A 14,197-nucleotide genomic window follows, 5' to 3' on the forward strand; every position below is an offset into this window, starting at 1 on the left:
TAGGGCTTTCTATTCCGATCAAGAAGTGAAACTATTAATCGAGTAGTGGATTCTCTCCGTTTACCACTGATGAAAAGAACTCATCTATCTCGGGAAGACGCCGTTGGGAATTATTTAACGCCTCATCCATCAGGCTACTCTCTTCTTCATGATCATGACCTAGTATGTGGCCTAACTCGTGCATTACTACGGTCAACAAATCCATCCGCCCGAATGCAGCACTACCTTCACCGGCAACCAGATTCCCATTAGTATCAAGTGAGAATTCACTATTATCGAAAGGGGTCTCATCAACAAACCAGCCATAACCTGCGGCGTTGATGTCGATGATGACTGTTGCACCAGTTGCTCCTCCTAACATGGCGTCAGGCAGATCTGAAAGTACAAAATTGACCGATTGCAGAAGGTCGATTTGAGCTTCGGTCAATCCAGAAGACTCCCAATAACTCAATGCTGCATGACGCACCGAGTCTAGATCATCCTGCGTAATGCTTAATGCAGTTGAACTACTCTGACCACCTACAGCCACCAGGGGGGCAAGAGTAACTAATTCAAGCCGCATGGCATCGGCTTCGACGTAACCGTCAGCATCTGCATTCGTCAACGTTACCGTGATGGTCCCGCTCCCGTCTACCACATAATAACCCAGATCCTGCCAGTCAAAACCACCATCTGTTACGTCGGCACTTAACGCCGTTGTCTGATCCAGTGGGACTGTATCAGGACCTCCCACGACACCAGAAACGGTAAACGTACTGTCTGTCGCGCGATAAGCATCTACATACCAGTGACCAGAAATCCGATACGTGCCTGCAACAAGTCCGCTGAAAGCCCAAGCGGCATATACGCCCGGATTCGAACCAGAATTCATATACTCGATATCACCACCGTAGAAAGCACTGTCAGTAGCCTGAGTCCAGCCACTTGCACTTTTGGTAAACCCAGTATCACCATCATCGATGATTCGTTTGTAATCATCGTTCAAGATCGTGACCACGCCCTGGTCATCTCCCACGACGACTGTCAGACCACTGGCCTGCAGATTACTCAGATTCACCAGAAACGTTTCATTCGATTCTTCGGTCGAATCATCGCTGATCGTCACAGTGAAGGTCTGCGTTTCATTGGCCGTTGTCCCTGTGAAATTCAATGTGCCGCTCGTGCTGGTATAATCCGAACCGGCAGTGGCGGTTCCATTCGCTGTCGCATAATCGATCGAATACGCGCCCCCAGCGGCCAGGCTGGCAGTCACTGTCACTGTGACCGTCCCTGCGCTTTCATTCACACTGATGTCGCTGACCGAGAGGCTGGGAGTATCGTTATCGGTGATCGATACTGTCGCCTGATCATCAGACAGCGTCACACTGCCGCTCGCTACCAGGTTGCTCAGGTTTACCAGAAACGTCTCTAACGATTCCTGTGTCCCGTCATCCGTGATATTCACGGTAAAGGTCTGCGTTTCACCGGCCGTTGTTCCTGCGAAATTTAATGTCCCGCTGGTACTGGTATAATCCGAACCCGCAGTGGCGGTTCCATTCGCTGTCGCGTAGTCCACGGAAAACGCGCCCCCCGCCGGCAGGCTGGAAGTCACCGTGACTGTGACTGTTCCCGCACCTTCATCTACACTCACATCGCTGACCGAAACGGCGCTGTTCACTCTTTCAATTCGCATGGCGTCCGCAATGACATAACCGTCGGGCATATCATTAGTCATCGTCACGGTGATGGTGCCACTTCCGTCGACAATGTAATAACCCAGGTCCTGCCAATCGAAGCCGCCGTCTGTCACATCCGCAGACAGATAACGTTGATCGATGGTCTGAGTGTCATCACCGCCCACGATTCCCGATACTGTCACACTGGTATTTGTGGCACGGTCAGTCTCGGCATACCACTGCCCCGAGATGCGATAAGTGCCTGCAGGCAGCGCGCTGAACGACCAGCTGGCCATCACTCCACTATAGGTTCCGGAAGACAGATAATAGGTGTCATCACCGTGATAAATATTTTGAGATAGATAGGTCCAATGGCCGACGCTTTTCGAGAACCCAGGATCATCGTCGTCAATGATTCGTTTATAATCATCTCCCTGAATTAAAATTCCGTTATTAAAGCTCGTCGAATTAAAATTGGTTGAGCCTTGTATTGACAGAGTTCCCGTACCATCTTTAACAAGACTACCAGTACTGCTGACTGCAGTCGCACTGCCTCCACTTGCATAAACGACCAGATTACTGGAACTAGTACTATCAATTGAGTCCTGAAAATAGACATCTTCTGCACTAATTGTTGTATTTCCGGTCAGTGTCACTGCACCGTTATAAGTCTGGTCTGAAGTCGTTGTAATGGTCACTGCATCTAACTCGATCAACTCTGCTGTTAAGGTGATCGCTCCAGCAGAAAATGAATTCGAAACAGTCACCTGATCACTGCCGGTATTTCCTGATACGATTAGCGCACCACCAAAACCCGCGTCGAGACCTGAAATTTCCAAACTATCATTTCCTGTACCCAAGTCGAGATCAAGCGTCCCGGTGGGATTCACAAAATGAACTGTCTGGTAGAGAGAAAATTGGAGGGCACTGCTGCCGGAAACAGCCGAATTTGTTAAGAGCCAGGAATCATTGAGAGTGCCTGAGTCGAAAGATTTGTCTGCAAGTACTGTTTCGTCATAAAGGTTTTCTATTTCTACAAATTCAATGGTTCTCTGAGAAGCACTGTTTGTAAATTCGTACGAAAAGATGCCAGAGTCACTGAAGACACCGGTTAAAACGTCTGGACTACCCGATAATCGAAACGTGTCAGCACCTCCACCACCTCGAATTCGGAATGAGGCGTCAATGGTTGCATCAATTACGATTTCATCGACACCGATTCCCGCATCAATCAGGATTTCTCCATCAGTGTCTGAGGTCAGATCGATGGTATAAGAAAAAGTAGAACCAATCTGCGTTGTTCTAGCTTCGTCACTGTAAGCTTTGATCGTTACCGTAACGGTATCTGTACCGGTATTTGTCAGCGCGATTTGATCATGAGCCCCAGTTCCCGTAACGTAGGCCAGATCCGGTATGCCGTTATTACTGTCGTCACGCAGGCCGAGATCGGAATCATTGGCGAGTAATTCATAATTATTGTATTCAGATACTGAAGGATTACCATAACGATCCAGATCAAAGCGGGTCACCATAAATGGTTCATCTCGAACAGAGTTTTCAGGGCCCCTGAGAATGACGTCTCCATACGCTAATTGTCCGGTCGTATGACGAAGACTATATGTATGAAATGCTTCGTGTGTCGCCGTATAGGCTAATCGTTGCGCAAGGTAAGTATTGAATGAAGAAGTCCCTGGAGTTCCACTGATATCTCCTAGAGGTTGTCTCATAACGTCAAAAAAAGTGAACGGTTTGGCGCGTCTTTTGCATGAAGTGTTCTCCTGAAAGGAGAATTTCTTATGTATATGACGCTGGTCTGGTGGCCCAAACGAAAACGGGTTTCCACAAAAACAGCGTCCAGGACGGAACGCCCGGTCGTTTTGACCGATAAACAATGGTCTTTAGTCGCAAAACTGTTTCCCTGGACTCCCCCTTCCAAAAAGGGAGGACGTCCAAAAGCCCATCCACGAGATTGCCTGGAAGGCATTCTCTGGATTTTGGTGACAGGAGCACGATGGAAAGATTTACCAAGAGAGTATCCCTCAAAAGCGACGTGCCATCGACGTTTCCAGCAATGGACGATCGAAGGGCGGCTCTTATCTGCCTGGCAAATCATCTTGGAACGAATGGATGATGCTGGCCAGATTGATTTCTCGGAAACCTTTGCTGATGGCACTTTTGCCTCGGCAAAAAAAGGGGTAGAAGAGTTGGCCCGACTCGTCGTGGCAAAGGCACAAAGGTCATGATTTTTGTCGATCGTCACGGGACACCTGTGGCGATCGACACAGAATCGGCCCGTCGTAGCGAAGTCAAGCTGATCGAACCGCTGCTTGAAAAAATCACATTGCAAAATCGACAACCCGAGCGACTTGTTTATGACAAAGCCGCCGATTCGGACTCGTTGCGCAAACGGCTGATGGAAAAGAATATCGATCTGATCTGCCCGCATCGAAAATCGAGAGTCAAACCGCCGACGCAAGATGGTCGAAAGCTTCCACGCTTCAAACGACGTTGGATTGTGGAACGCAGTATTGCCTGGCTCCACAACTATCGTCGCATTGTCACGCGCTGGGAATATCACGATTACCTCTACGAAAGCTTTGTAATTCTTGGGTGTTTATTTACACTATTAAAAAGGTTTTGAGATGCCCTCTAGTATTGTCTCAGCAAATACGTGGGCTGCTTCATCGTATTGGTTACCCTGATGGTATTCACTTGACGAGATGACACTAAAGTCACTACTCGCTGCGATTCCATACAAACTAAAGATTTCCCCAATCGAGCCACTTGCTCCACTTCCATAAGCGGGGGCTAATAGGTCTGTCACAAAAACATAAGCATCAAATTTGCCATCCGTAGCGGGATCATTATCGCTTAAGTAATCTCGAACATCATCGAAGTCATTTGCAGAAGCAATCTCTACATCAATATCGAATGGTTCGAGAACGCGTTCAATCAGAGGAACAACCGCATTGGCTAACGCAGTCAAATCTGATGAATTGACAACACTGTTTCCATCATAGTCATAATTCAATGATTTGAGTGTTAAAGTATCTGAGGTACCAAGTGTAGTCGAATTATATGTGAATCCATTAAAATTAGGCCCCGTCCCCTGGTAATAGGAGCCATCGAAATAACCACCTCCATCAATTGTTGCATAGTCATAGACTGTTGTATTGAGTTCCCCACTCGTAAAACCCGCACCAAAATCGAGGAACAAGGTACTTGTCAGCATCTGCCGAACTTCGAGTTGTTCGATAGTTGAAAAAGAACTTTGTTGAACGGCCTGCCAGCGTTTTGTAGTAGATCGTCGGTAACGTGAGTGACTGCAGATACGAGGTTGAATACGCGATACAAGTGTGTTTAGCCAATTAGTAATGAGCACAATCTTACTCCTTTGTCATGTGATACTGGAAAGGTGTCTCTCGCATGTTCGCTAAAAAGCGTTACATTAAAATAGATAATATACACATTATCTTATGATACATAAAAAACCTATAACCACTCGTTTAAATGTAAATATGTACCTAATGCAGAGAGGAGAGTATTCTGTATAGACACGAAATTCAATTTCAAAGCGCCGTAATAAATGCAAACTTCACAATATATACTGAAGAGTCCTGAACTTACGACAACATACCAATTAAAGAAAAAATAGATAAACCGGCACAGGATTATTGGGAGGAGAAATCCAACAGGAGGTGTTTGCTAAGAATGGCCAGTCACTTTCGTTCTTTTCGTGGTAACAATAAATCAGCTTCGTATTGCATCACTTGAATGCGAAAAATGGTCCCTCGAAAGGAGTGACCCCGGACCGAAACTCGTAAGGCCGGGCAGCACACAGGCCCCCCCCTACATTTCTGGCTCCTGCCTTTTTGCTCCCCTGCTCTGGCTTCACCTGATTGATTTTCATCTGTGGTGCGTGGGGAGATATCGGGTAGGATCTGGTTTTGTTTCCCGTTCGAAAACGGCGGCCTGGTAGTGTTTCTTAATTCGAATGCGTCTTTGCAAATGAGAGAAACCGGGGCTAACGCCCTTCGGCTAATAGGGAACACCGGTGGGTAAGTTACCGAAAACAAAAACAGCCGCACGGTCTTAGCCGCGGTTAATACCGATCTGGGTACGGTGGCGGTCCTGGGAATCACACTCAAAGTGTTTAAGTAAATATTACCTGGCGCTGTGCCGCTTATTCATTACGGGATTCTATTGAAAAAGGTAAGGGGAAATCACAGGTATGTTTTGTCTGTATGTTTTGAATTTTAACTTGTGTTGTTTTGATACTCGCTATCTTCGTTCGTGTCGTGAAGGTGTCAACGGGGGATTGTTTTTTTTGTTCTACAAATCGCTTATGAAAGACCTCTCATGTTCTGTGATCACCAGAAACGATCCTATAAACGCACTGCGATGTCGTGTGATGCGAGGTGCTGATTCGGAACCATTGAGTGAGACGTGGAAAAAATCATGCTCAAACGAGGGACTTTTATGGGGAGCGGATTCACAGGGGCGCCTGTTTCCAGTGCATAAACCGGTTTTGCTCGCGCGCCCGACGTTATCTCCGCATTCTCGTGAACGCCGTGTTACTGTCCAGATCGAATTTTTCAGTCAATATTCCGTAAAGGAGCACGAATATCAACCTGTTTCGTCGATTACATACGCGTAGAAAGTCTGTGAAATTCTGGCAAATTCGTCACCAGCGAATCCGAGAGTGGGGATGTTCAGCCACGTCGGTTTGGTATAGAATAAGAGTCAGCGTTTCTATTTTTTGTTTTCACGATGGTGACTGACTGTGCTGTTACGCCTGTTTCTTTTATTCACGATCATTCCGCTCGCCGAACTGTGGCTACTGCTCTGGTTCAGTTCGCTGACCAGCCCGACTGTGACCTTTGGTCTGGTGGTGGTGACGGGGATTCTGGGCGCCTGGCTGGCACGGAAACAGGGGTCGCAGGCCTGGCGAAAAATTCAACAGCATATGGTGCAGGGACAGCCTCCCACCGGCGTGCTTCTGGACGGCTTGATGATTCTCATCGCCGGGGCCTTTCTGATTACCCCTGGAATTATGACCGACATGGTCGGCTTTGCCTTACTGATTCCTGTGGTACGCGAGATCCTGAAGGCCCGCGTGGGAGAATGGCTGAAACAGCGGGCGATGATGCAATTTCAATCCCGGACCAGTTTTCATACTAGCGAGGGAACCTATCAAGAATATCAGCAGACGACTACATCCACGCCCGAAGAGGATATTATTGATGTGGAGTTTGTTCGTAAAGAATCTTCAGAATCAGAATGAAGCGGCTTTACAATTGCATCAGGTGTGACGGCTCTTATAATCAGAATAGCGGCGAAAACGTGCGTCGCTAATTAACTTCCTTTAGTTATTACCCTCTGATTCTGCGGCGCATGGTGCCGCCAGATCAATTCCCGATAGCCTTCCCGCTTGTTTTTATTCAACTCAGGAATCCGTCATGGCTGCGATCAAAATCCGAAGTCTGTTCTCCGCGCTCTGCTTGTGTGCTGCGATGATCTTTACGGCGTCCTTCGCGACAGCGGAAGAACCCTATTGGAATCAATTCCGCGGGCCACACGCCGATGGGACTTCGAAAGTGACCGGACTTCCGGTGAAGTGGAGCGAAAAAGAAAACATCGTCTGGAAAACCCCCGTTCATGGTCGGGCCTGGTCATCACCGGTCGTCTGGAAAGATCAGGTCTGGGTGACCACATCGACGAAAGACGGCAAAGAGCTGGGTGTGGTCTGTGTGGATTTCAACACCGGCAAGATTCTGATCGACAAGAAAATCTTTGACGTCGAGAAACCACAGTATATTGATCCGAGTAACTCACACGCCTCCAGCACGCCGATCATTGAAGAGGGTCGGATCTATGTACATTACGGTGCTTATGGAACCGCGTGTCTGGATACGAAAACGGGGAAAGTCCTCTGGAGTCGCCGCGATTATCCGTGCAATCACTGGCGGGGCGCGGGTTCGTCACCCATCATTTATCAGAATCTGTTGATCCTGCAGTTTGATGGCTACGACTATCAATACGTCGTCGCATTAGATAAGGAAACGGGGAAGGAAGTCTGGAAGAAAGATCGTGACATCGATTACGGCACCAAGAACGGCGATTTCAAAAAAGCATTCGCAACGCCGCGGATCATTAAACATGACGGACGCGTGCAGTTGATCAGCCCGGCGGCAAAAGCCACCGTTTCTTATAATCCGCTGACGGGGGATGAGTACTGGAAGTTTTATTACCCACAACATTCGGCCGCGAATCGCCCCTTGTATGATGGAGAAAAGATCTACGTCGGCACCGGATTTGGAAAAGCACACCTGTATGCGGTGACACCAGACGGAAAAGGGGATGTTACCAAAACACATGTGAAATGGATTGAGCAGAAGGGTATTCCTTCGAAGCCATCACAATTGCTGATCGACGGACTGCTGTTTCTGGTGGACGATAAAGGCATCGCCTCCTGTCTGGATTCAAAGACTGGGAAGCTGATTTGGAAAGAACGGATGGAACGCAGCTCATTTTCCGCTTCTCCCATTTATGCTGATGGCAAGATTTACGCCCCCGATCGCGAAGGTGTGACGCGGGTGTTTGTTCCCGGAAAAGAATACAAGGAACTGGCCGCTAACAAGTTGGAAGAAGGCTGCGTCGCGTCGCTGGCGATCGCAGGGAAATCGATCATTCTGCGAACCGAGCATTTCCTGTATCGGATCGAAGATCAGTCACAGCAGAAGTAAGCTTAGTCTGATTAACCGTCGGCGGCGGTAACCGCGAATTCCAGTCGCACGGCGGTTTCTTTACCAACAGTGATCTTGCCGGTAAAGAAGTAAGCGCCGCCCAGTTTTTCGGTAAGCGTGACATGAATGTCGAGTGTTTCTCCCGGCTTCACCATACGACGGAACTTGGTGTTGTTCAGACGAGTGGCAACGGGAACTTTGCCTGCATCGGGGGTATCCGTTTTGGCGATGAAGACGGCGGCGGCCTGCATGGCAGCTTCACACAGAATCACGCCGGGTAATACCGGATGATCGGGATAATGTCCCTGAAACAGGTCCAGATCGGGTGAGACCAGTTTGCGGGCATGGATGCTGTTTTCTTCCAGCGCAATGATTTCATCGAGCCACAAAAAAGGTTCTCGGTGCGGAATACAAGCTTTGATCTCATCCAGATTCACGAGGTTGATCCGTTTCTTTTATCGTTTGAGATTGGAAATCAGATGCGGGCGGCGGCGGGAGTCAGATATTTATCGACATCATTGCTGACAATTACGCCGTAATTGACGGCACCGAGCCAGCCGGACATGATGATTCCCACCGAACCGGCATGATACAACCCCTGAATCTGCTCGGGCAGTTCCTTGCTGACTTTGAGACCTTCAAACTTGGTACCAAACGAAGCACCTTGCAGATGCTGCGTGTAGCGCTGGAAGGTGCGCGGCGTCGAAGCTTCGAGATGATCCACACGATCCCGAATGTTAGGCACGTATTGTTCCAGACAATCGAGGGTCGTTTCGATCAGATGATTTTTGTCGGCTTCATACTGTTCTTCAGGGAGATCGGCCCAGTCGCGGAAGTTGGCGTTAGTCGACGAGACGATCAGAGAACGATTACTGCCGGGCCGCGTTTCAGGATAGTAGAACGAGAAAGTACGGCTGCTGACATTTTTACTGAGCATGGCTTCGATATCAAAACCATTGTGCTCGGAGTGAAACAGCAGATCGCCACAGAAGTCGAGTTCGTCGCCGGGCTTCAAAGCGATGTAAACCTGGGTGCTGCTGTTGTTGAGCCGTACGGCTTTGGTTTCTTCGACGAATTCCGGATCGAAGTGCTCTTCGCCGACGAGATTCAGAATCGTGCCTTTAATGTTGGAATTCGACATGATGGCTTTACAGCCGATGCGTCTGCCGTTCACGACCACACCTGTTACACGGCGATCGGGAGTGACTTCGATTTTCTCGACTTGAGTTCGAATGCGGACATCAACGCCGTTATGTTCCAACTCGGCTTTGATGAGTTTGACCAGCCGATCGGTGCCGCCACGAAATGTGTAGACGCCTTTCTGCATGAAATTAGAGAAGACGATGCCGTAGGTAATCGCGGGGTCTTCCAGCGTCGAACCGTTGGCGTAGGAAATGGGTTCCATTAACAGACGCACGACATCGTCGCGACCGGGAAAGAATTCTTCGAACAGTTCGCGGGTGGTTTTTCCTTGATCGTCGAAGAAGTTCATTTTACGGGCGGTGTCAAAGAAATTTTTGACCGTCTCCGGTTCAATGTTGAACTTCTCGATCAACAGCCGCGTGAAGTCTTCGCGAGTGAATGTGGTTTCGAGCGAGAACTGCGGATTTTCGAACCGGACGCCGCGCAGGGGAACGATGGAATCAGCGATTTCCTGCGTCCAGTATTTACGACAGCTCTTAAGCATTCCATAGGGGAAGCCGTGCAGCGAGATATCGAAGATGTGACCGTTCTGGCGTTTGAACCAGGTGGCCATCCCGCCGAGTTGGTAATGATGTTCGAGGAGCAGTACGGAATATCCTTGACGGGCCAGAATGTTGGCAGAGGTCATTCCGGCTAAACCACTGCCGATGACAATGACATCATATTCGTCTTTTGCGTCTTTCAGAAAATCTTTGGCCATGATAATTCAGCGTCGTATACAGTCCAGCAGAGTAGAAAAAGGGACAGTGAGAATTCACAAATCCTGTATTAATGACATTAGATTGCTTCTCCTGTTTATCGAAATTGCGGGGCTTTGTCTACTAAACCAGAGCAATTCAGGTTTCTGTGACAAAAGTGTGACAATTCAACACGCAGCAATGGAATAAAATGAATGTTTTCCCAGACGATGATGCAAGAGTACAGCATCTCACCAGCCAATGAGAGCGGCTATTTGGGGTTCAGCAGATGCAGGTTGGCGATGCTGATTCCGGAGAGCATCGAGCCGATAATTCCGAGAAACCCCTGATCAGTGCCACACAGAAATAAATTGTTGAATGGGGTCGTGCCATCCAGAATTTTTTGCGGCGCGCCATACACACAGCCGTTGATGTGGCCTGTAAATTTTTTGATAGTTCGTGGCGTAAAGGTATCAACGTCGATCACATGCGGCCGGAAGTCGGGTATGAATCGCATCGAAGATTCGAGAATCTGATCGTACCAGTATTTCTTTTCGGCGATGTATTTTTCTTCGGACAGATTCATCCAGTATTGGGGGTTTGCCAACGCGGTGATGCGAATCGAACCTTCTTCCAGTGGTTGATCGTATTCAAAATTATTCGGCGAGCAGATAATGCCGCTGCGGATGTCGCACGGCTCTTTTGACTGCTCGTAGTAAAAGTCTTCGGAATCGTTATAGAAGACGATGGTCTCGTCATGTCCGAACGTTTTTGGCTCTTGATCCAATACGGAAATGGTCTCGACGAAGGAAATCTCGCCGGGAGTGAAACGATCATCCTGTGGCACGTCTGCGCCGCACATTTGTAGTGTTTCTGCGGAACCGGCCGAAGAGAGTACGTTTTTCGCTTCGAGAATCTGGCCATCATCCAGCATTACGCCCGAGACATGATTGCCATCGGTCAACAACTCCTTGACGCCGGCTCGGAGTTTGAGTTCTCCCCCCAGTGATTTGAATTTGCGAACCAGATTTTTCAGAATCAGACGCACGCCTTTATAAGGGCGGGCAAAGCCTTCCTGGTAGATGCTGCGGAACATGATCACGAACTGATTGAAATCCATGTCATGCTCGGAAGGACTGCCATAAAACATCAGCGGACAAAGCAACATATTGATCAGCAGCGGATCGGAGATATGAGCGGCCATCCGTTCGCGGGCCGAGATCCAGGTCTGCCCCAGGTCGCCGATATTATGCGCATCGATTTCCGCAACCAATGTGCGAAAGCCGTCAATCTGTTGAGGAAACTGCTCGGCGATTTGAGCTTCGAAATAATCGAACTGATTATTGAATCGGAGGGTATGTCCGGGAAAGACGACCGAGGAACCGCATTGCGGGCTCAGGTCAAAGTCTTCCCATTGAAAGCGGAGCTGACGGAGAATTTTATTCAGCGGCCCCCGTTTACCACCGGGGGGCGAATAATTCGTAATCGCGTGCAGGCCGACATCATGATTCCGACCGCGCAGGCGATAGAAGGAATTCAAGCCTCCAATGGTCGTGTGCCTTTCGAGAATGCACACATTCTTTCCGTAATAAGCCAGGCGGATTCCCGCAGCCAGACCGGAGAGACCGGCACCAATGATGATTGAATCGTAGCTCATGGCGGAGGGAATCTACGGGAATCAGACGGTGCTTTCCGCATCCTTCAGGAGAGGTGTGAGATAAGTAACAGTGCTATCCATTGTTACCAGCTCACCGTAGTCTTCTTCTGGAATCTGAACGCGATAGAGTTTTCTCAACTCCATGACGATGTCCAGGAAGTCCATGCTGTCTAATTCCATCTGTTCACGAAAAGGAACACTATCGTCAAGCTCCGAAAGATCCTCATCGGGAGCAATTCGCGCTAAAATATCCAAGATAACCGATCTGATTTGTTCCGGCGCCATGCAGAAACTCCAAACTTTCTAAAAATCCTATAACGTCGATTTCGATCAGTGAATCTCACGGCTTTCACTGCGAATTTTAGTGCGGGGAAGCCTCTTATACCAAAGAAACAAAACCCCCGCCAGAAGCCGGGATATAAAAAACCGCCCCTTATATGGAATACTATAGCGCGTTCGAAACGATTTAAACCGACTGAACCCTTGAGAAATCAGAGTTTTTCAGAAAATCTACACGGAAGCGTCATATCTCATGAGGGAAATCATGCTGAGACGGGAAAAGCTGCTTTGTGATTTGAAGTTAAACAAATCCGTCAAGTAATCTGTTCAGGCAGAATATTTTTTGATGATCAGAACAGAATTAATTCCCAGCATGCCGAACGAGTTGTTCAGAATACATTCGACCTGATCCATCTGCCGCGGCTGATTGGGGACCAGTTGTGGTAAATTACATTCCGGGTCGAGCTCATCCAGATTCAGCGTCGCATGGGCAATGCCATCTTCAAACGCGGGAAGATTCCCCAGCATTTCCAGTGCACCGGCGGCTCCCATCGCATGCCCAATAAAGCTTTTGGTATTATTGATTGCCAGATCAGGACAATCAGAGAAGACACTCGCCAAAGCTTTGGCTTCTTCGATATCACCTTGCGTTGTCGCTGTGGCATGACTACTGACGATATCAACATCTTCCGGCTTCAATCCAGCTCGCTTGAGTGCGAGTTGAATACATTCTGCTTGTCGATTCGAATTCGGAAGTACGAAATCGCTGGCATCGGAATTCATGGCGTACCCCACGATTTCCCCGTAAATCGTAGCACCACGTGCGAGTGCATCGGGCAGACGTTCCAATGTGCAGACCGCGCCCCCTTCGGCAACGACAATCCCGTTGCGATTCACATCAAAGGGCCGACAGGCTTTCGCAGGATCGGCGTTCGTTGCCAGTGCCCCCTGACTCTGAAAGCTGGCAAAAATACCAAATGTATGGATACTTTCAGACACACCGCCGCACAATGCGATATCGACTTCATTCAGCCGCAGCATCTGCACGCCTTGAATAAAACCGGCGTTCCCCGCTGCACAAGCCGCTCCCAATGTCAGATGCGGACCAGTGATCCCCATATTCAGCGTGACTTCACCGGCGGGATTATTTGCAACAGTTCTGGGATTATGATGATGCGACCAGACTTTGGTGTCATAATCGAACTGGGAAATCTCGTAGACTTCGTTCTCGGTTTCGACGTTACCATGCTCGGTAATTCCGAGATAAACGCCTACCCGATCCCGGGCCACGTTTTCCCAATCCAGCTTCGATTGATTGACGGCTTCATTCGCACAATAAATGGCGATTGAGCCAGCCCGTGTCCCTCGACGGACCTCTTTGCGTTTCTGATAACGTAATTCATCAAAATCGCAAACACCGGCGAGAACATCGCCCATATAGCGAATGTTATAATCAACGACACCCGAACGACCTTCCAGCAGGTTTTGCCGAAATTCCTCCAGATTGTTTCCATTCGGAGCCGTCAAGCCAATTCCAGTAATGACAATGCGGCTTTGAGGGTCCACTGATTCCTGCATGGATTTATACCACTCTGATCGATTTACAAATGCGGTGAATATTCATAGGCCACTCAGCCGTTCAGCCGAGCAGGGGAAATGATAAATAATAACCCAAGGAGATTACCCGTTCTACAATAAACTCGCAAGTGGCGCGGCAAATGAGATTTGTGATTCAAGATAGAATAGACGACACTGCCGAAAAACTTTCTGTATAGGTAACTTTACTTTTCTGAACCATGGAATTGGATCTCCCATTTCCTCAGAAACCGGGTAAGATGGAAGACGGCACTCTGAGCTATCTCAAAGCGACGCGATCATTCCCTCATCTACGAAGAAATAATCTGCCTCCCTGAAAAAATACGATTCTGATTTCCAAAACATAAATTCCATAAAAACAGGGACTTACATCGAGACCTACTC

The 14,197-nt window shown here is 48.5% G+C and carries 11 protein-coding genes; 4 read left to right on the forward strand and 7 right to left on the reverse strand.

Features of this window, described 5'->3' with window-relative positions:
* Window positions 1–34: 34 nt before the first annotated feature.
* On the reverse strand, window positions 35–3,187 hold the full coding sequence (locus Pan241w_RS18390) for a Calx-beta domain-containing protein (protein ID WP_198000009.1): 3,153 nt from the start codon (window positions 3,185–3,187) through the stop codon (window positions 35–37).
* 264 nt (window positions 3,188–3,451) lie between these two features.
* Here Pan241w_RS18390 and Pan241w_RS18395 point away from each other — a divergent pair, with 264 nt between their 5' ends.
* Together Pan241w_RS18395 and Pan241w_RS18400 are read left to right on the forward strand one after the other, a co-directional pair.
* Window positions 3,452–3,898, forward strand: coding sequence for a transposase (locus Pan241w_RS18395; protein ID WP_145209666.1), 447 nt, complete (start codon window positions 3,452–3,454; stop codon window positions 3,896–3,898).
* Window positions 3,895–4,296, forward strand: coding sequence for a transposase (locus Pan241w_RS18400; RefSeq protein ID WP_145209663.1), 402 nt, complete (start codon window positions 3,895–3,897; stop codon window positions 4,294–4,296). The genes Pan241w_RS18395 and Pan241w_RS18400 overlap by 4 nt, the downstream gene beginning before the upstream one ends.
* Here the strand turns inward: Pan241w_RS18400 and Pan241w_RS18405 are convergent.
* Window positions 4,282–5,037, reverse strand: a complete 756-nt coding sequence (locus tag Pan241w_RS18405) for a hypothetical protein (RefSeq protein ID WP_145218661.1) — start codon at window positions 5,035–5,037, stop codon at window positions 4,282–4,284. The two genes, Pan241w_RS18400 and Pan241w_RS18405, sit on opposite strands and share 15 nt — an antisense overlap.
* A 1,401-nt stretch (window positions 5,038–6,438) precedes the next feature.
* Between Pan241w_RS18405 and Pan241w_RS18410 the strand changes: the two genes are divergently transcribed.
* Entirely contained in the window at window positions 6,439–6,939 is a 501-nt protein-coding gene (locus tag Pan241w_RS18410) for an FxsA family protein (protein ID WP_198000010.1), read from the forward strand.
* 175 nt (window positions 6,940–7,114) lie between these two features.
* Window positions 7,115–8,401 carry an outer membrane protein assembly factor BamB family protein gene (locus Pan241w_RS18415; RefSeq protein ID WP_145218665.1) on the forward strand — a complete coding sequence of 429 codons (1,287 nt, stop codon included), beginning with the start codon at window positions 7,115–7,117 and terminating at the stop codon, window positions 8,399–8,401.
* Between the two features lie 11 nt (window positions 8,402–8,412).
* On the opposite strand, the gene Pan241w_RS18420 is transcribed toward Pan241w_RS18415, so the two are convergent.
* The 5 genes from Pan241w_RS18420 to Pan241w_RS18440 form a co-directional block, all read right to left on the reverse strand.
* Complete coding sequence (locus Pan241w_RS18420; protein ID WP_145218668.1) at window positions 8,413–8,838, reverse strand: 3-hydroxyacyl-ACP dehydratase FabZ family protein; 426 nt, start codon at window positions 8,836–8,838, stop codon at window positions 8,413–8,415.
* Between the two features lie 38 nt (window positions 8,839–8,876).
* Window positions 8,877–10,304: a phytoene desaturase family protein gene (locus tag Pan241w_RS18425; RefSeq protein ID WP_145218670.1), complete on the reverse strand. Its 1,428-nt coding sequence runs from the start codon at window positions 10,302–10,304 to the stop codon at window positions 8,877–8,879.
* Window positions 10,305–10,552: 248 nt separating this feature from the next.
* The gene (locus Pan241w_RS18430) at window positions 10,553–11,938 is read right to left on the reverse strand and encodes a phytoene desaturase family protein (protein ID WP_145218672.1); all 1,386 of its coding nucleotides are present in this window, start codon (window positions 11,936–11,938) and stop codon (window positions 10,553–10,555) included.
* Between the two features lie 21 nt (window positions 11,939–11,959).
* Complete coding sequence (locus Pan241w_RS18435) at window positions 11,960–12,223, reverse strand: acyl carrier protein (protein WP_145111109.1); 264 nt, start codon at window positions 12,221–12,223, stop codon at window positions 11,960–11,962.
* Between the two features lie 321 nt (window positions 12,224–12,544).
* Window positions 12,545–13,795, reverse strand: a complete 1,251-nt coding sequence (locus tag Pan241w_RS18440) for a beta-ketoacyl-[acyl-carrier-protein] synthase family protein (RefSeq protein ID WP_145218674.1) — start codon at window positions 13,793–13,795, stop codon at window positions 12,545–12,547.
* Between the last annotated feature and the right edge of the window lie 402 nt (window positions 13,796–14,197).

Source organism: Gimesia alba (genome assembly GCF_007744675.1).
Lineage (GTDB): Bacteria > Planctomycetota > Planctomycetia > Planctomycetales > Planctomycetaceae > Gimesia > Gimesia alba.

Excerpts from the sequence above, each read along its gene's own strand:
- Pan241w_RS18390 (WP_198000009.1), bottom strand. The coding sequence starts at position 3,187 with ATGGTGACCCGCTTTGATCTGGATCGTTATGGTAATCCTTCAGTATCT.
- Pan241w_RS18395 (WP_145209666.1), top strand. The coding sequence starts at position 3,452 with ATGTATATGACGCTGGTCTGGTGGCCCAAACGAAAACGGGTTTCCACA.
- Pan241w_RS18400 (WP_145209663.1), top strand. The coding sequence starts at position 3,895 with ATGATTTTTGTCGATCGTCACGGGACACCTGTGGCGATCGACACAGAA.
- Pan241w_RS18415 (WP_145218665.1), top strand. The coding sequence starts at position 7,115 with ATGGCTGCGATCAAAATCCGAAGTCTGTTCTCCGCGCTCTGCTTGTGT.
- Pan241w_RS18425 (WP_145218670.1), bottom strand. The coding sequence starts at position 10,304 with ATGGCCAAAGATTTTCTGAAAGACGCAAAAGACGAATATGATGTCATT.
- Pan241w_RS18430 (WP_145218672.1), bottom strand. The coding sequence starts at position 11,938 with ATGAGCTACGATTCAATCATCATTGGTGCCGGTCTCTCCGGTCTGGCT.
- Pan241w_RS18435 (WP_145111109.1), bottom strand. The coding sequence starts at position 12,223 with ATGGCGCCGGAACAAATCAGATCGGTTATCTTGGATATTTTAGCGCGA.
- Pan241w_RS18440 (WP_145218674.1), bottom strand. The coding sequence starts at position 13,795 with ATGCAGGAATCAGTGGACCCTCAAAGCCGCATTGTCATTACTGGAATT.